General features: G+C 65.8%; 16 protein-coding genes. 13 read left to right on the top strand and 3 right to left on the bottom strand.

Translation table 11 applies throughout. The features are described 5' to 3' along the window. Positions 1–3 precede the first annotated feature (3 nt). Entirely contained in the window at positions 4–552 is a 549-nt protein-coding gene (locus tag LFL96_RS11265; RefSeq protein WP_280995329.1) for an RNA polymerase sigma factor, read from the top strand. A gap of 79 nt (positions 553–631) precedes the next feature. Next, a complete protein-coding gene (locus tag LFL96_RS11260; protein ID WP_280995328.1) occupies positions 632–1,627 on the top strand; it encodes a FecR domain-containing protein in 996 nt (331 codons plus the stop codon). Positions 1,628–1,917: 290 nt separating this feature from the next. Here the strand turns inward: LFL96_RS11260 and LFL96_RS11255 are convergent, their stop codons facing one another. After that, positions 1,918–2,751: a hypothetical protein gene (locus tag LFL96_RS11255; RefSeq protein WP_280995327.1), complete on the bottom strand. Its 834-nt coding sequence runs from the start codon at positions 2,749–2,751 to the stop codon at positions 1,918–1,920. Positions 2,752–2,873: 122 nt separating this feature from the next. Here LFL96_RS11255 and LFL96_RS11250 point away from each other — a divergent pair, with 122 nt between their 5' ends. Further along, entirely contained in the window at positions 2,874–4,550 is a 1,677-nt protein-coding gene (locus LFL96_RS11250) for a type II toxin-antitoxin system Phd/YefM family antitoxin (RefSeq protein ID WP_280995326.1), read from the top strand. Between the two features lie 43 nt (positions 4,551–4,593). Here LFL96_RS11250 and gspK read toward each other — a convergent pair whose 3' ends face one another. Next, positions 4,594–5,592, bottom strand: coding sequence for a type II secretion system minor pseudopilin GspK (gspK, locus tag LFL96_RS11245; RefSeq protein ID WP_280995325.1), 999 nt, complete (start codon positions 5,590–5,592; stop codon positions 4,594–4,596). Between the two features lie 47 nt (positions 5,593–5,639). Next, positions 5,640–6,230 carry a hypothetical protein gene (locus LFL96_RS11240; RefSeq protein ID WP_280995324.1) on the bottom strand — a complete coding sequence of 197 codons (591 nt, stop codon included), beginning with the start codon at positions 6,228–6,230 and terminating at the stop codon, positions 5,640–5,642. A 406-nt stretch (positions 6,231–6,636) separates the two neighbouring features. Here LFL96_RS11240 and LFL96_RS11235 point away from each other — a divergent pair, with 406 nt between their 5' ends. From LFL96_RS11235 to LFL96_RS11190, 10 genes are all read left to right on the top strand, one after another. Then, positions 6,637–7,800 carry a TIGR03032 family protein gene (locus LFL96_RS11235; RefSeq protein WP_280995323.1) on the top strand — a complete coding sequence of 388 codons (1,164 nt, stop codon included), beginning with the start codon at positions 6,637–6,639 and terminating at the stop codon, positions 7,798–7,800. 345 nt (positions 7,801–8,145) lie between these two features. After that, a complete protein-coding gene (locus LFL96_RS11230; protein WP_281000698.1) occupies positions 8,146–9,726 on the top strand; it encodes a ShlB/FhaC/HecB family hemolysin secretion/activation protein in 1,581 nt (526 codons plus the stop codon). 122 nt (positions 9,727–9,848) lie between these two features. Continuing rightward, on the top strand, positions 9,849–11,600 hold the full coding sequence (locus tag LFL96_RS11225) for a MotA/TolQ/ExbB proton channel family protein (protein WP_281000696.1): 1,752 nt from the start codon (positions 9,849–9,851) through the stop codon (positions 11,598–11,600). A 19-nt stretch (positions 11,601–11,619) separates the two neighbouring features. Continuing rightward, positions 11,620–12,030, top strand: coding sequence for a biopolymer transporter ExbD (locus LFL96_RS11220; RefSeq protein WP_280995322.1), 411 nt, complete (start codon positions 11,620–11,622; stop codon positions 12,028–12,030). A gap of 9 nt (positions 12,031–12,039) precedes the next feature. After that, positions 12,040–12,738, top strand: a complete 699-nt coding sequence (locus LFL96_RS11215) for an energy transducer TonB (protein ID WP_280995321.1) — start codon at positions 12,040–12,042, stop codon at positions 12,736–12,738. Positions 12,739–12,823: 85 nt separating this feature from the next. Then, a complete protein-coding gene (locus tag LFL96_RS11210) occupies positions 12,824–14,650 on the top strand; it encodes a putative porin (protein WP_280995320.1) in 1,827 nt (608 codons plus the stop codon). Between the two features lie 11 nt (positions 14,651–14,661). Continuing rightward, a complete protein-coding gene (locus LFL96_RS11205) occupies positions 14,662–15,351 on the top strand; it encodes a hypothetical protein (RefSeq protein ID WP_280995319.1) in 690 nt (229 codons plus the stop codon). Positions 15,352–15,504: 153 nt separating this feature from the next. After that, positions 15,505–16,104 carry a YbjN domain-containing protein gene (locus tag LFL96_RS11200; RefSeq protein WP_280995318.1) on the top strand — a complete coding sequence of 200 codons (600 nt, stop codon included), beginning with the start codon at positions 15,505–15,507 and terminating at the stop codon, positions 16,102–16,104. Further along, positions 16,104–16,562, top strand: coding sequence for a hypothetical protein (locus tag LFL96_RS11195; RefSeq protein ID WP_280995317.1), 459 nt, complete (start codon positions 16,104–16,106; stop codon positions 16,560–16,562). Before LFL96_RS11200 ends, LFL96_RS11195 begins: the two co-directional genes overlap by 1 nt. Before the next feature lie 186 nt (positions 16,563–16,748). Further along, complete coding sequence (locus LFL96_RS11190; protein ID WP_280995316.1) at positions 16,749–17,624, top strand: peptidylprolyl isomerase; 876 nt, start codon at positions 16,749–16,751, stop codon at positions 17,622–17,624. The last annotated feature ends 6 nt before the right edge of the window (positions 17,625–17,630 follow it).

Raw genomic sequence — 17,630 nt, 5'->3', positions numbered from 1 at the left:
CCCATGTCCGACACGAGCCGCACTCAACTCAAACAGATCCTGGCCACGCGCTACGCGTATCTCGTCAGGCGGCTGGAGCGCATGACGGGATCGAAGGAAGGGGCCACCGACGCATTGCACGAGACCTGGCTGCGGCTGGACAAGGCCAACGTGTCCACCCAGGTCGCCAATGCCGACGCGTATATTCTCGGCATGGCGAGCAACGTCGCGATCGACCAGCATCGTCACGAACGCCGCCATGCGCACGAGGACGATGTGGATGTGCTGCTCGGCGTGCCCGACGAACTGGCCGATCCCGAGCGCATTCTGAGCGCGCGCCGCAAGATCGACGACCTGAAGGACGTGCTGCGCGGCCTCACGCCCAGGCGCCGCGCGATCCTGCTGGCGGCGCGGGTGGATGGACAGTTGAATCGGGAGATCGCCGAGCGTTTCGGGATTTCCCTGAGGCTGGTGGAGAGCGAATTGAGTGCGGCGATGAAGTATTGTTTGCAACGCATGCAGGAAGTGGGCGACCCGTACACGGATTCGCGCAGCGGGCCACGGAAGTTTTGAGCCCCCCGTTTTGAGCGATCCGTTTGAGCCACCCATTTGAACAACCCGTTTCGAGCACCCCGTTTTGAGTAACCCGACGATGAGCAAAGCTGAGGCCGTAGCCACGGACCACGCCCAGGAGGAAGCCCGGGCGTGGCTTGTGCGTCTGCGCTCGGGAAGCATGAGCCGGGCCGAGACGGAGTCGTTCCAGCGCTGGTGCGACGCGCATCCGCAGACGGCCGCGCTGCTGCGCGACACGTGGGGTCTGCTGCGCACGGCGGCGGCCGAGCTGGCGCAGGACAGCGCCGCCAACGACGAATGGATCGCCGACGCGCGCCGCGAGCGGACCGTGCGCACCGGGCGTCGCGCGTTCATCGGTTTCGCGGTGGCGGCGGGCGCGTCGTGGCTCGCGCTGCGCCCGCCGCTCGCGCTGTGGCCGTCGGTCACGGACCTCGCCGCCGACTATCGCACCGGCACCGGCGAACAGCGTCGCGTGGTGCTGTCCGATCGGATGGTGGTGGAGATGAACACGCAGACGCGGCTCGACGTGCTGCCCGTCAGCGTGGCCGCGCGCGGCATCGATCTGCTCGACGGCGAAGCCGAGATCGACGCGCGCGCAGCGGCCGCGCCGGGTGACGGCGTGGTGCGGCAGGTGCTGGTGGTGGCGGGACGCGGCCGCATGCAGGCCGTGAGCGCGCGTTTCAACGTGCGCCGCGACGGCGGCAGCGTCTGCGTGACCTGTCTGTCGGGATCGCTCGCGCTCGAGCATCCGACCCGGCGCGTGACCTTGCGCGCCGATCAGCAGGTCGTCTACGACGATCGCGCGGTGCAGCCGGTCGCGAGCGTCGATCCGGGCAGCGCGGTGGCATGGCGGCGTGGCGTGCTGGTGTTCAACGGTGTGCCGCTCGCCGACGTGGTCGACGAAATCAATCGCTACCGGCCGGGGAAAATCATTCTGCGTAATCCGGCACTCGGGCAGAACCGCATGCAGGCGCAGTTTCCGATTACGCGGCTCGACGATGTGATCGATATGCTCGGCCGTCTTTACGGCGCGAAGATCACGCGCTTGCCGGGGAATCTCGTCCTGTTGAGCTGAGGACCGTTACGTTGAGCTGAGCTCGGCGTGGCCGTCCTGTTGGGCTGCGCTCGCGCCCACGACATTGCGTTTCGCCGTGCCTGTCTTTGTTCTTCTGGCGCGCGTTCCCGGTCGCGCCGTCGCTTCGCTTTTCATCCGCTTTTCATCCGCTTTTCACCGTTCCACTCAATCCGCATGAAAGACCCGCGCGTGCACGCGCCGCGTCCGCTTCGAGGGCTTCTTCGAAAGAAAGTCTGCGGGTTACGCGCGTTCGCTTCGACCTAGTTTATGTAAGGCACATGCCGCCACGCTCATGGCGCCGACGCGTCGCCGTGCGTGCGTTCGCTTTCGCGCGCGGCATGCCAGCTCGCGTCGAGCGGATCGGCGACATGGCGATAAGGTTCGAGCAGGAACGGCAAACGCTCGGCGAACGAGGCGGACTTTTGCAAGGCGACGATATGGTTGACCATCCAGTGCAGCAGTTCGCTGCCTTGCCGGATCTGCTGCGCGTCCCACGCCGGCATGCTCGCGAACAGCGCGGCGAAGCCGTCCCAGCGCGAGTCGCGGTCGCTGATCGCGGGCCGGATGTAGGTGTTCAGGCAGACGTCGTTGCCCTCGTTCAACGCGCCGACGAACAGGCCGTTCGGCGTCGGCACGCCGACCTGTTGCCATTTTTCGGCGAGCGCGAGCGGACGGATCACGCGGGCCAGCACGAAGGCCGCGCCGGTTTCCGCCTCGATCCTCGCGAGCGACGCGACGCCGTTGCGCTGCATGCAGCGCGCGACCGCGTGCGGACGGATCGTGTTCGATGCGAAGCTGCGCAGCACCAGATCCGGCACACTCAGTTGCAACTGGAATTCACGCAGGCCGTGTTCGGCGCTCATCGTCGAGAAGTTGACGAACAGGCCTTCGCTTGCGCCGAGCGGTCCGACGTAGGGATCGAGGCCGAGCTTCGCGAGCCGCGGCGCGACCTGACGTTCGAGCAGGCGCAGCAGATTGCGCCGGTTGCGCACGCCGGCGAAGCCGTCGAGACTCGTCGTCACGACGTCGCTGATCTCGCCGCGGCGTTCTTCGGCGAACAGGCGCGGAGAGCGGTTCAGATCGTATCGGGCGCGGCCGTGCGCGACGCGCGGATCGACAAACATGACAGGTCCTTGTGGATGTCGGCCGGGGACGTGCCCCGAATCCGTCACGTTCGATGGTCCGACGCCGGAAAAGGTTCGTCAAGATCGCAGTGGGTTATTCAAAACGATAACGAGGTGGCCACTTGATACGCACAGTCATGGAACGCTTTGTCGAGCATAGCCCGATGGCGGTGATGGCGCGGCTCGTCATGCAATGGGCGGTGCATGCGGAATCGCTCGACGATCCGTTCGAGCGGAGCGCGGACGGCGACGCGGAACCGCTGCGCGAGGCGCTGTTCGCGTTGACGGTCGACGCGATGTTGCGGATTGCCGCGCAGGTGAATGGCGCGAGTGGGGCGCAAGGCACGAACGCCATGCACGGCATGCGGACCGCCGGGCCGTCGGCCCTCGACGCGAACGTGACCGCGCTGCACGACCGCATGAGCCGCGCGTATCCGCAATGGGGGCGTGCGTTGGTGCGCGATAGCGCCGCGTTGCTGCTGCCGGTCGCGGCGTCGCGCGCGCTGGACGGCCTGGCGCTGCCGGCCGATTGGCGCGTGCGTGTGCTCGACGGGGCGTCGATGTCGGCGGGGATGCGCTGCATGCCGGGACCGTCCGGCTGCACGCACGTGATCGCGCCGGACGTACCGCATCTCGCGGAGCAAGGTGCTTGCGCGTTGCCGGTCTACGACCCGCAGCGCGGATCGATCGTGGACCTGTTGCCGTACGAACGGGGCGCGGTGCATGAGCGTGCGTTCGTCGCGCAACTCGTCGAATCGGTGCGGCCAGGCGAACTCTGGCTGCTCGACGGGCACTTCAATCCCGCCGCGATCCTGGCCGGCTGGCCCAGCGACGGCAGTCTGTTCGTCGTGCGGGAACAGGCCTGCGTACCGCCGTATCGCTCGCTGGGCGATGCTCGTGAACAGGGTCGGCTCGACGATGCACCGGTGTACGAACAACGCGTAGCGATGGCCGAAGCGGGGGACACGTCGCCGGGATTCCGCCGCATCGAATGGCATCGCGATGCAACGGATGGCGGTACGGGCGAGGTCGTCCGTCTGCTGACGAATGCGCCCGGGTCGATGCTCGACGCGCTGCAGATCGTTCAGTTCGCGACCCGTGCGTGGCACGACGCGTTGCCGCTGCCGCTCGATGCCATCCGCGATGGCGCGCTCCCCGGCACGATCGCGTCGCGGGCCGCACCGCTCGCGGCGGGCATCGCCGCGCTCGCGTACAACGTGTTCGCCGCGATGATCGGCGTGGTGCGGCAAAGCATCGAGCTCGACGAGCGCGATCTCGAACGCTTGCCCTCGCATATCGCGGCGGGCATCGAAACCGCGTACGGCGGCATGATGATCGCGTTGCCGCCGGAAGACTGGCGCTGCTACGACAAACTGTCCGATATCGCGCTGCGCGATCTGGCGCGCCAGCTTGCCGTGCATGTGGATCCGCGCAGTCTGCGTAGACGGAGGCGCGATCACAAGGTGTCGGCGAAATCGCAGGCGCGTCTGCTCGCCACGACGCTCGACCACCTGCTGCGCGACGACGCGCAACGCGCGGCGGCCGGCTTCGCGGCGCTGCCCACCATCGCGATGGCGACGCGCGACTTCAGCAGCAATCCGTCGCGCGCGCTGCGTCACGCGAGCGACGCGCTCGTGATGGTGACCAAATACAACCGGCCCGTCGCATTGCTGGTGTCGATCGACGACTGGAACCGTTTGATCGGCCAGGTGCGCGAGACGAATTTCGACCGGCTGTCGCTGGACTATGCGTCGCTGGTTCAGCTAGCCGGAGAGACGGCCGTCAGCGATTTTCATTGAGGCGAGCCGCGCGGACGTGCATCCGTGACCGGATGCCGCTGCGCTAGCCCACGATCCGGTGCACCCAGATCACCGACGTCCAGTTGAAATTGCCGACCCCGTAGCGCGCCACCAGCGTATCGATCCGCGTATTGATCCGCGCGGAATGAATCCGGCAGTGAACGATGAAGTACCCGCTATTCACGCCGACGTTCGAACCGTCCGGCAGGCTCGCATTGTTCTGGGTCGGCGCCAGCACGGCGGCGATGTCGCCGGTACTGACGAAGTACGCGGTATCGCGCCGCTCGACGAGCCGGTGCGCGAGCATGCGCGGCAGCGTCGGAATCGAGGCGACGAGCACCGGTTCCGGCGCGGTGTTCGCATTGACCGTGGTGAGGTCGGGCAGGATCGTGACGAGCGGCGTGAGCGTCTCGATCGCATGCGCGTCGTAGCCCCCGGCGCGCGACAGATCCGCGAGCGTGACGAGTTGCAACGGCCAGCCTTCGCCGCCGTTGGTCTCGCGCAATGACTTCAGCATGTACTCGGCGGTTTGCTGCGCGAGCGCCGGGTCGAGCGAGAGTTCGCCCAGCAGCCGCCGATACGCGAGCACGCCCTGGCCGTTGACCTGATACGGTTTGCCGGGCGCGGTGCGCGACACGAGATTCATCAGGTTGAACTTCGCCTGCGCGTCTTCCACGCTGCCGGAGATGAGCGCGCCGGCGAGTTCCCCGTTGGTCGCCGCGCCGCCGCCGCCGCTCGCGAGGAAATCGCCGAGCCGCACGTCGTTCACGGGAATCGACCACGGCTGTCCCACATACGCGACGTTCGAGCTCACGCCCTGGTCGCGCAACAACGCGCGCGCCCATTCGACCGCGGCGCGCTCGGCCCACATCGTTTCCACCGCGAGGCGCTGGTTTTCCACGTCGCGTATCGCGACCTGCTGACGCCATAGCACGCTGGCCGCCAACGTGGCGGCCAGCGCGACGACCAGCAACACGGTCACGATCGCGACGCCGCGTTCGCGCGCGGCCATCGCTTTGCCGATGGATCGTTGTGGACGCATCCGTTCGCTCCCGCGCGCAAATGAAGAGTGGAAGAAAAGAAGCCGGCTCAGGCGAGAAACGCGAGCCACACGTGCAGGATGCTCGCATGCAGAGATGACGAAATGCCGAACGCGGCGACGAGACCCGTCATCCACATCGCGAGCGCGGCGGGGCGCGATCCCGGCGAGGCGATGGCGAGCGGCGCGACGAGGTCGTCGATCGCATGCGTGCTCCACAACAGCAGCAGCACCAGCGCGCAACTCAGCGCCATGCTGCGCTGAAAGTAGAACAGCGCCGCCGCGCGATGACTGTGGAACGGCATCCGGTAATGCTGCTGATTGGTCAGCACGATCGTGATGCCGCCCGCGAGCGGCACGATCGCCATCAGCGCATTCCAGAACAAGGGTTGATCGCTGTGCGGATTGATCATCTGCAATGCGCCGATGATCCAGAACGGTGGCGCCAGCAGCGTCAGCGCGAACCACGACAGCATCTGCCAGGCGAGCCACGGCATGCGCCAGCGCAGTGGGCGCGCGAGCGCATGCTCGCCGTCGACGCCGGATTCGCCAAACCCGTCGCGAAACCCGTCGCGAAACCCGTCACGCGTGCGCGTCAGCCTCGCGACAAGCCGCCGTACCAGCAACGTGGTGATCAACATGTGGTCCTCGCCAATATCTCCCTGTACTGGTTAAGACGTTTCGACGTGCTCTATCCCGCAGGCCATTCACATTTCGAAGCCTTCCACCGCGTGCCGAATGTTTCCTCACACGAATGTTCGGCGCGTGTCACAAAAAATTACGCATCGGCAGGAGAGGATGGAATGTGTCCGGCGATTAATATGCACGCCGCATTTTTAGGCCTTTTTGCGACGAGCGCCCACGTGCGGAAAAAATAGTTTGCGGGATTGCGCCGCTCGTTCCGTCTAGAAGTTGGGAAGCATAAAAGCGGCCTGGAAACAGCACCAAAAAAACGCATTCGATACGACGGCCACGCACGACGCGCGACACTTGCGCGCATTGCCGGGTGCCTTGAAAAAAACAAACGTTAGAGCTTGGGATACACACGTGGAACGATCCGGAGAAAGCCAATACGAGGGCGCGTCCGCGCAGGCCGAGGACGCGGCGTCGAACGATATCGACGCGCCGTTCATCAATCTGCGCGATAACGGCCGTTTTCTCGATGTGCTGGCCTCGCTCAAATGTTCTCTCGCGATCAGCCGCCGTCCTTCGGGTGTCGCGCTGCTCGGCGTCGACGACGGCAAGCCGACCTTGTCCGCCTGTCTGCTGCCGCGCTCGATGGGCATGACGGTGAGCGGCAACCGCCTTGCGGTGGCGACCCTGCATGAACTGATGGTGTTCGCCAATCTGCCGACGCTCGCCCCCTCGTATCCGCCGCGGCCCGATCACTACGACGCGGTGTTCGTACCGCGCATGACGTACTACACCGGCGACCTCGATCTGCACGACATGGTGTTCGACAAGCAGATTCTGCTGGCGGTGAATACGCGTTACTCGTGCATCTGCGTGATCGACGGGTACTTCAATTTCACGCCGATCTGGCAACCGCCGTTCGTCACCGAGTTCGGTCCGGACGATCGTTGCCACCTGAACGGTATGGCGTTTCACGACGGCAAGGTGGTGTATGCGACCGCGCTGGGTCAAACCGGCACGCCGTTCGGCTGGCGCGAAGGCATGGCGAACGGCGGCATCGTGATGGAAGTGCCTTCCGGACGCGTGATCGCATCGGGCCTGTCGATGCCGCATTCGCCGCGTGTGATCGACAGCCGTCTCTATGTACTCGAAGGCGGGCGCGGCGAAGTGCTGGAGATCGACCGGCTGAGCGGCCGGCGGCGCATCGTCGCGAGCTTGCCGGGTTTCACGCACGGTCTCGCGGCCTATCGCGGCGTGCTGTTCGTCGGCCTGTCGAAGTTGCGCGAGCGGCGCGGGCCGCAAGGCTTGCCGATCGAGAGCGAGTCGGCCGCGCTGGTGGCCGGCGTCGCCGCGATCGATCTCGGCAGCGGCGAAGTGCTGGGCATTCTGGAGTTCTACAACGGCGTGGACGAAGTGTTCGACGTGCAGGTGCTGCCGGACGTGTTGCGTGCCGAAATCGTGAACCCGCGCGAGTGGTCCGATACGCCCTCGATCGCGACGATGAAGGGCGGCTTCTGGCAGACGCGCCCGCGCGAGGAAGACGAAGACCAGGCGCGGCAACGCCGGGCCTCGGCATAATTTTTAGAATATTTTCGCTTATGCGCTGCGGGTTAGGCGCACTCGTTTCGTCTTGATGATAAGGACACGGAATCGCGGATCGGGCTTCGATCCGCATGATTAGGATGTCCAACTAAGCGTAACAATTCTGCAATCAAACTGTGTTAGCGAGCCGATGCAATCGTGCCCGCCGATGTAGCAACGATCCGAATGAAAAAAGGGGAATGGCGCATGCCGCCAAGAGTCAACGGGGAAGCGAGCGGACAGACGGCGCAACACGGACGCGCCGCGCGGCAGCGCCGCCTGACGCCCGTCGCGCATCTGATGAGCGTGACGGGCGCAACGAGCGTGGCCGGTCTCGCGAGCATGGCGCTGATCGGCGGTCTCGGTTTCGCGGCGAGCGCGCACGCGGAGGACGTACCTGCCGCGCCACGCGCGCAGTCCGCGCCGCAGACGTTCGATCTGAACGAATTCATCGTACGCGGCAATACGACCTTGCCGAGTCTGGAGATCGAGAAGGCGGTCTATCCGTTCGAAGGTCCGGGCAAGACGCTCGCCGACGTCAACGCCGCGCGCGATGCATTGCAGAAGGTGTATCAGGATCGCGGCTATCAGTCGGTGGTCGTCGAGCTGCCGCAGCAGCAGGTGAAAAACGGCGTGATCCTGCTGCAGGTCGTCGAGGCGAAAGTGGGACGCCTGCGCGTGGAAGGCGCGCAGTACAACTCGCCGCAGAACATTCGCGACGCGGTGCCCGCGCTCGCGGAAGGCACCGTGCCCGACTTCGGCGTCGCGCAGCAGCAGCTCACGGATCTGAACCGCGGCGCCGACCGCCAGGTGATTCCGGTGCTGAAGCCCGGCGCCTTGCCGCAAACCGTGGACGTCGATCTGAAGGTCGACGATCACAGCCCGCTGCACGGCGCGCTCGAACTGAACAACGACAACAGCCCCGGCACGTCGTCGCTGCGCACCAGCGCGACGCTGAGCTATTCGAACCTGTGGCAGCTCGGGCACGTGGTATCGGGCACGTACGTGATCGCCCCGCAGCACCCGAACGATGCGCGCGTGTATTCGTTTTCGTATCTGGCGCCGCTGCGCGATTCGCACTGGAGCCTGCTGGCGACGGTCGTGCATTCGGACAGCAACGTGGCGTCGGTCGGCGGCACCAACGTGCTCGGCAAGGGCACCACGTACGGCTTTACCGCGCTCTACGCGTTGCCGGCGTCGGACACGTACGCGCAGTCGGTGAGCATCGAGATCGACCGCAAGCATTACGACGAAAACGTCAGCCTGCCGGGACAGACCTCGTATGCGCCGCTGACCTACGTGCCGGTGACGCTCGGCTACACCAGCTCGCTCAATCTGAAGAACTCGCAGACCGCCTTCTCGGTATCGCTGACCACCAACATCCGCGGCATCGGCAGCGATGCCGGCGCGTGGGACAACAAACGCTACAACGCGACCGCCGACTTCCTCTACGCGAAGTTCGACGTCAATCACACGCAGCGCTTCGCCAACGACATGCAGGCCAACGCGCACGTCAGCGCGCAGCTCGCCAATTCGCCGCTGGTGTCGAGCGAACAGTTCGCGGCGGGCGGCATGAACAGCGTGCGCGGCTACATGCAGGCGGAAGACACCGCGGACAGCGGCGTGATCGGCTCGCTCGAACTGCGCAGTCCGTCGGTCGCGAAATATCTGGGCGCGGCGGGCGGCAGCCGCATCAACGAGTGGCGCTTCCATGCGTTCGTCGATGCCGCGCATCTGTGGCTGCTCAGCCCGCTGCCGGAGCAGACCGCGAGCTTCAACCTGTTGAGCGTCGGCGTGGGCACGCGTTTGCAGATGTTCAAGTACCTGAGCGCGGATTTCGAGGCCGGCTGGCCGCTGAAGTCCGGCGTCTACACGAAGCAGTACAGCCCGCGTTTCGATTTCTACGTGCGCGCAAGTTTCTGAAGAACCTGAGAGAGCTGCAGGACCTTTTTGTTCGTGCCTTGCCGCGTCGCCGGCGGGGTTCATTTGGGGAGTGGATTGTGAAGCGAGCCTTGTTTTTCCTGATACTGGCGCTGCTGGGCACGATGCCCGGCGTCGCCAACGCGTGGTGGCAGAACGACTGGTCGTACCGCAAGGCGATCACGCTCGACGCGAGTCCGAAGGGCGCCAACCTGCCGGCATCGGCGGGACGCGTGCCGTTGCTGATCCGGTTGCACTCGGGCAATTTCCAGTTCGACGGTCTCGCCGATAACGGCGCCGACATCCGTTTCGTCGCGTCCGACGACAAGACGCCGCTGAACTTCGAGGTCGAGCAATACGACGCGGTGCTGGGCGTCGCGCTGATCTGGGTCGACATCGCGAAGATGCCGGCCGGCGCGGCGGAATCGATCTGGATGTACTACGGCAACAAGAAGGCGCCGGACGGCAGCAAGCCCAGCCAGACCTTCGATCCGGACTACACGCTCGTGTACCACTTCGACGGCGCGTCCGGCACGCCGCCGAAGGACGCGACCGCCTATGCGAACAACGCGCAGAACGCGCCGTCGCGCACGGTCGAGGACGGCATCGTCGGCAAGGGCGCGCAGTTCGATGGCAGCGCGCCGTTGAACCTGCCGGCGAGCGCGTCGCTGAACGTCGCGGCGGGCGGCGCCTTCACGTTCAGCGTATGGGCGAAGCCGTCGGCGCTCGCCCCCAATACCTTGCTCTATAGCCATCGCGATGGCGCGAACGCGTTGCTGATCGGTCTCGACAACGGCGTGCCGTTCGCCGAGGTCGACGGCGGCGCGGCGCCGCTGCGCGTGAACGGCACGACCGCGTTGACGGCGAATCAATGGACGCATCTCGCCGTCACCGCCGACGGCAAGACCGTCACGGTCTACGCGAACGGCAAGCAGGTCGCGCAAGGCGCGGCCGCGTTGCCCGCGTTGACCGGCGCGGCCGCGGCGGCCGGCGACGTGACGGGCGCACCCGCCGGCTTCGCCGGCTTCAAGGGCTCGCTCGACGAATTGCGTCTGTCGAAGATCGCGCGCTCGCCGGAGCTGATCGCGCTCGACGCGCTGTCGCAAGGCTCGGAATCGAAGCTGATCGCCTACGGCGCCGATGAAAAGCAGTCGGGCTTCGGCTTCGGCTACTTCGGCGTGATCGTGCAATCGGTGACGGTCGACGCCTGGGTCGTGATCGGCATTCTGCTCGCCATGGCCGTGGTCTCGTGGGTGGTGATGTGGAACAAAGGGCGCTACGTGGGCCTCGTCGATCGCGCCAACAACTACTTCGTCGAGCGCTTCCGCGAAGTGGCCGGCCGTCATCTCGTCGGTCTCGCGCACGTGAACGAAGCGAGCGCCGAAGGCCAGCGCCTGCGTCAGTCTTCGCTGTACCGCCTGTATCGCGCGGGGGTGGCCGAAATCCACAGCCGCGTCGACGACAACGGCCGCACCGTCATCACCAGCGAATCGATCGAAGCGATCCGCGCGTCGATGGACGCGACCCTCGTGCGCGAAAACCAGCGTCTGTCGAAGTCGATGGTGCTGCTGACCATCGCGATTTCGGGCGGCCCGTTCCTCGGTCTGCTCGGCACGGTGGTCGGCGTGATGATTACCTTCGCCGCGATCGCGGCGGCCGGCGACGTCAACGTGAACGCGATCGCGCCGGGTATCGCCGCCGCGCTGCTCGCCACCGTCACCGGTCTGTTCGTCGCGATTCCCGCGCTGTTTGGCTACAACTATCTGCTGATCCGCAACAAGAACGTGACCGCGAACATGCAGGTGTTCGTCGACGAGTTCGTCACGCGGCTCGCGGAAGCGCATCGCAGCCCGGATCACGCGCTGCTGGCCGACTGAACGTACACGGGAGAACGCCATGCAGGTTCAGGACGACGACAAGCCGTACGACGACATCAACATCACGCCGATGCTCGATCTGGCGTACGTGCTGCTGATCATCTTCATCATCATGACGACCGCGTCGGTGCAGGGCATCAAGGTCGATCTGCCGAAGGCGAGCTCGTCCACGAGTCTCGCGAAGCCGAAGACCAAGGCGATCACCGTGTCCGACTCCGGACAGATTTTTCTGGATGCCTATCCGGTCTCGATGGACGAACTCGAAAGCCGCCTGCGCACCGAGAAGGCCAGCAACCCCGATGTGCCGATCGTGCTGAAGGGCGACTCGGCCGTGCAGTACCAGCGGGTGATGGACGTGCTCGATCTGCTGCGGCGCCTCGACCTGTCCCAGGTCGGTCTCGTGACCGGCAAAGCGAAGCAGGGCGGCTAGGACCACGCGATGGAAATGACCTATAACGGCGGCCCGTCGGGCAAGGGCCCCGGCCGTTTCATCAAGCCTGTGCTGATCGTCGTGGCGCTCGTGGGACTGGCCGCGCTGATCTGGCATTTCGCGAGCGATACCGCGGGCGTCAAGCGCGTCAGCGCGCCGCAGGTGACGACGGTGATTCCGTTGCCGCCGCCGCCTCCGCCGCCGCCCCAGAAACCGCCGCCGGAAAAGGTGAAGGAGGAGGTGAAGACGCCGCTGGACAAGCCGACGGTCGCACCCAGGCCGTCGGAAGCGCCGAAGCCTTCGGACAACCAGCCCAGGCAGATGACGATGAATGCGCCGGCCCAGGCAGGCACCGACAGCTTCAACATCGGCGCCGGCGACGGTTCCGGCATGGCCGGCAGCGCGGGCGGCGGGCGCTTCGGCAATGCCAGCTACGCGCAATACATGGTCTACGTGCTGCAACGGGCAATCGAGCAGGACAAGGCGGTGCAGGACGCGGGCGGCGCGCGCTTCACCGGCAGCCTGAATCTGTGGATGGAACCGTCGGGCCGCATCACGAAGGTGACTGTCGCGCAATCGACCGGCGACGAGAAGCTCGACGCGGCGGTGGTCGCGTCGATCGAGGCGCTCGGCAAGGTGGACGAGGCGCCGCCGCCGGCCACCGCGTATCCGGTGCTCGTGAAGCTGCAGGGACGCAAACCGGGGTGATGGCACCCACACATATCGAACACGCGGCGGGCCCGGAACACGGACCCCGCCGTCGAAAAGAACAGCGGTCAAGCGGAGAGAATTGATGATTCGGAACACGAAAGTACGGGGGCGCGGCTATGGCGGCGGGGGATCGACGGTGACCGGCACGCGTCTGAGCGTGGCGCTGTTCACGCTGGGCCTCGCCTGCACCGGCAGCGCGTACGCGCAGTCGCTCGAGACGCAGGCCGCGAGCGGCACGGCGGCGCCGACCGAAAGCACGGTGATCAACCTGATCAACCTGCTGGTCAAGCGCGGCGTGCTCACGCAGCAGAACGCCAACGACCTGATCCGCGAGGCGCGCGCCGAGACGGCGCAGGCGAAGGCGGCGCAGGGCGCGCCCGCGCGCGGCGGGGTTGCTGGGGTTGCCGCCACTGCGGTCGTCAACGCGCCGACCCGACCGGGCGATGTCGCGGTGCCGTACGTGCCGCAGGTGGTGCGCGAACAGATCCGCGATCAGGTGAAGCAGGAAGTGATCGCGCAGGCCAAGGCCGAGAACTGGGCGCAACCCAACACCTTTCCCGACTGGGTCTCGCGCATCAAACTCGACGGCGATCTGCGCGTGCGCGACGAGTATCACTTCTACGGCAGCCGCAACGCGAACAACGTGACGAACTTCGCCGCGATCAATCAGGGCGGCGGCTTCGACATCAACGGCAACACCAATACGACGCAGTTGCCGACGCAGAACACCACGCAGAACCGCAACAACCTCGAACGCTATCGTGCGCGCCTGGGCGTGACGGCGCTGCTGTCCGACGAGTTCACCGCCGGGCTGCAACTCGCGAGCGGCAACGACAACGGTCCCGTGTCCACCACGGCGAACGCGGGCGGCGGCTTCGCGAAGAAGAACATCTGGCTGAACAAGGCGTACTTCCGCTATCAGCCGAACGCGTGGCTGAACGTCGTCGCGGGGCGCTTCGACAATCCGTTCTTCACGTCGGACCTGCTGTTCTCGAACGATCTGGAAATGGACGGCATCGCCGCGAGCTTTCGCCATGCGTTGCCGGTCAATCCCGACGTGACCCTGTTCGGCACCTTCGGCGTGTTCCCGATCCAGTACACGGCGGAGAACTTCCCGTCGAACAGCACCAGCAAGGTGGGCAGCGACACCAAGTGGATGTTCGGCGCGCAGGTCGGCGCCGAATGGAAGATCGACCAGCAGAACAAGCTGAAGGGCGCGCTCGCCTACTACGACTTCCAGAACATGCGCGGCACGCTGTCCTCGCCGTGCGCGCTCTATCTCGGCGCAACCAGCTGCAGCACCGACAACGAAGCGCCCACCTACCTGCAAGGCGGCAATACGCTGGTGGCGCTGCGCAACATCGTCCAGAACCCGAACCTCGCGCCGGGCATGACGCCCGATCCGCAACTCTTCGGCCTCGCGTACAACTACCGGCTGCTCGACATCAAGGCGCAGTGGGACACGAAGGTGGCCGATCGCGTGAAGGTCCGACTCGACGGCGAGTTCGTGCGCAACCTCGCGTACAACACCAACAAGGCGTTCAGCGCGGCCACGCTGCCGGTGAACAACTACGAGGCGACCACCGTCAACGCGACGCAGTCCGACTATCGCAGCGGCCCGAACGGCTATCTCGCGAAGGTGACGATCGGCGAGCCGGAACCGAGCACCAAGGGCCAATGGAATTTCTCGGTGGCCTACAAGTATCTGCAACCGGACGCCACGCTCGATGCCTTCAACGATCCCGACTTCCATCTCGGCGGCACCAATGCGCGCGGCTACATTCTCGGCGCCGCGTACGCGGTCGCGCGCGATACGTGGCTGTCGGCGCGTTATCTGAGCGCGAAGGAAGTCTACGGTCCGCCGGTGTCGATCGACGTGCTGCAGATCGAACTCAACGCGCGCTTCTGACGGGAGTCGGCATGAACCCAGTTCGTTACCGCTTTGCCGTCGCCGTGTTCGCCGGCGTGCTGATGTCGTGGGGCGGCGTCGCGCATGCGCAGAGTATCGAAGACAAGCTGCGCAGCCAGTTGCGCACCACCACGCAGACGTTGCGTCAGCTTCAGGACAATCAGGCGCAACTGCAGGCCGATAAAACGGCGGCGGAGCAGCAACGCGATCAGGCGCTCGCGCAATTGAAGGACGCGCAGGCGAAACTCGCGGCCACGACCGGCAAATCCGGCGGCGAGGCCGCGGCCGAACGCGCGCAGGCGACGGAGAAAAGCAGCCATGCGCAGGATGCCCGGCAACTGGAGAAGTACAAGGCGTCGTACGAGGAACTGCTGACGGTCTCGCGCGCCCGCGACGCGCAACGCACGCAAGCGCAGAACGATGTGAAGCAGCGCGATGCGCAGTTGCAGCAGTGTCAGGCTAAAAACGCGGACCTGTACCGCGTCGGGCACGAGATTCTGGACGCGTACGAACACGCGGGGCTGGGGACGTTCCTTGCCTCGCGGCAACCGTTCGCGCAAGGCGCGCGGGTGAAATACGACGAGCTCGAACAGCGTTATGGCGATGCGCTGTACAGCGCGAAATACGATCCGGCGGCGCGTGGTGTCGCGGCGGGGGCTGCGGGTGCAAGTGCAGGTGCAGCTGCGGCTGCCGTGCAGTGAGCCTTGCAGTTAGCCTGGCATTGAGCCTGAGAGAAATGGTGTGGCGGGGATGACCAGAAACGGAACAAGAGCCCATCGAGACAGACAGGGGCCAGCACAACCGGCAGAACATAACGGACGTACAGGACCTACAGGACGAAAAGGACGATCGACATGAGTGACGAACAGACGAAAGCCGCGGCCGACGCATCGGCATCGAACGACTTGATCGAGGCCGTGAGCATCGAGCAGCTCGCGGACGTGCTGAAGGCGGCCGGCTACCGCGTGACGGTGGCCGAACAGGCCGGCGTGGTGCAGTTGATGAGCGCGAGCCAGGGGATCGGTTTCTCGGTGCGCTTCGGCAATCTCGCGCAGGGCGCCGTCGGGCAGGAGACCGTCGTGCGCTATCTCGACTACACGCTGAGCTGCGTGCTCCAGGTGCAAGGCGACTATCCGCAGGAATGGGTCGCGAGCTGGAATCGCACGAAACGTTTTGCGCGGCTCGCCGATCACGGGCAATTCATTGCGCTGGAGATGGATGTGATCGTCGGCGGCGGCGTGAGCGTGCGTTATCTGCGCTCGACGGTGGAACTGTGGGATCGCCTCATTCAGGAGTTGCTGATGCATCTGCGTACGCGGCCGGTGTTCGCCGAGCAGCACGCGCAGACGCAGGCGGCGGTGGCTGCCGCGGCGGCCGGTGCGGGGATCGAGGTCGGCGCGCGCGAGGGAGAGGCCGTGCGCGAGCGGGCTTCGCGTGAGAAGGCGTCGGCGTAATGAGCGTCGCGGACCGCTTTGGCGCGTTGCGCGCGGCGTGGTCGTCGGTCTTCGGCGGCCGGCCGCGCGCGAAGCCCGCTGCGGTGGGCGTCGATGCCGCGCCGTCGGCGTGGGTGAGCTACGCGCAGCAGGTTGCGCTGTGTTTGCAGACGGCGCTGGCTGACGACGAAGCGTCCGCGTCCCGGCTGGCCGGATTTTTTGAACGGCAGGCGAACGCGGCAACGGCCGGGCAGCACGTGCCGGTGCTGCGCTTGAAAACATGGCTCGATGCACGCGGCCGGGTCGAACGGATCGAATGCGTGCAGGGTGGAGAAGTTGGTCTGGAGGAAGAACTCGAAGCGGAGCTTGCCGCGCTCGTCGTCGGCAGACAGGTGGGATTGCCGCCGCCGCGCGACATGATCCAGCCGGTTGTCGTCCGGCTGGAAACGCCGATGGAACGCGAGCGGTCGCCTGCCTGATAACCCGCCTTGTCGCCCATGTTCTCGCGCCCATGCGCCGCCGTACGCGATGCAGGCGCATCGATGGGCGAGACAGGGCGCGCCTGGTCCACGCATGAACCGCGACGACGATCGTCGCGAGCAGAACAACGTTCACAACAGCATTCAACAGCATTCAACAGCATTCACGTAATCGCAGGAGTCACGGTGAAGAAACTTGTACTCGCAGCATGGCTGCTGTCGCTCGCGCCGCTCGTCGCGATGGCGCAAAGCGACGTCATCGCCAACGCGCCCCAGGCGTCGGTCACGCAGGCCGATATCGAAACCCTGCTGAAGTCGCTCAATCCGGACGGACGCACGCGTCTCGCCGCCGATCCGTCCGCGATGGATCAGCTCGTGCGTTCGACGCTCGCGCAGAAGTCGGTGCTCGCCGAAGCGAAGGCGAAGGGCTGGGACAAGCAACCGCAGGTGCGCGCGGCGTTGGAGGAGGCACAGCGCGAGGTGGTCGTGCGCAGCTATCTGGCGTCGGTGAATGCGCCGCCGGCGGCGTATCCGTCCGATGCGGAAATCCAGGCCGCGTACGAGCAGAACGCGCCGGCATTCACCGTGCCGCGTTCGCTGCATCTCGCGCAGATTTATCTCGAAGTGCCGCCGAACACGGATGCCGCGAGCGTCGAGAAAATCCGCAAACAGGCGACCGATCTCGCGGGACGCGCGCGTAGCGGCGATTTCGCGGCGCTGGCGAAGGCGAACTCGCAGGACAAGACCAGCGCGGCGAACGGCGGCGACATGGGCGTGGTGCCGGAGACGATGCTGCTGCCGGCGATCCGCCAGGCCGCCGCCGCGCTCAAGGCCGGCCAGGTGTCCGCGCCGGTGCAGACGCCGACGGGTTTTCACATCGTCAAGCTGATCGACACGCGTGCGGCGGCGCAGCGTCCGCTTGCCGACGTCAAGGAGCAGATCCGCGCGACGTTGCGCGCGCAACGTTTGCAGCAGAACGTGCAGGCGTATGTCGGCAAGCTGGCCGCGAACGCGCCGATCAACGAAGACGCGCTGAAGAAGGCGCTGGCCGCGGCGCAGTGAGGGCAC

The organism is Paraburkholderia sp. D15 (genome assembly GCF_029910215.1).
In the GTDB taxonomy this organism is placed as follows: Bacteria; Pseudomonadota; Gammaproteobacteria; order Burkholderiales; family Burkholderiaceae; genus Paraburkholderia.
This window is presented reverse-complemented; position numbering and strand designations above follow the sequence as displayed.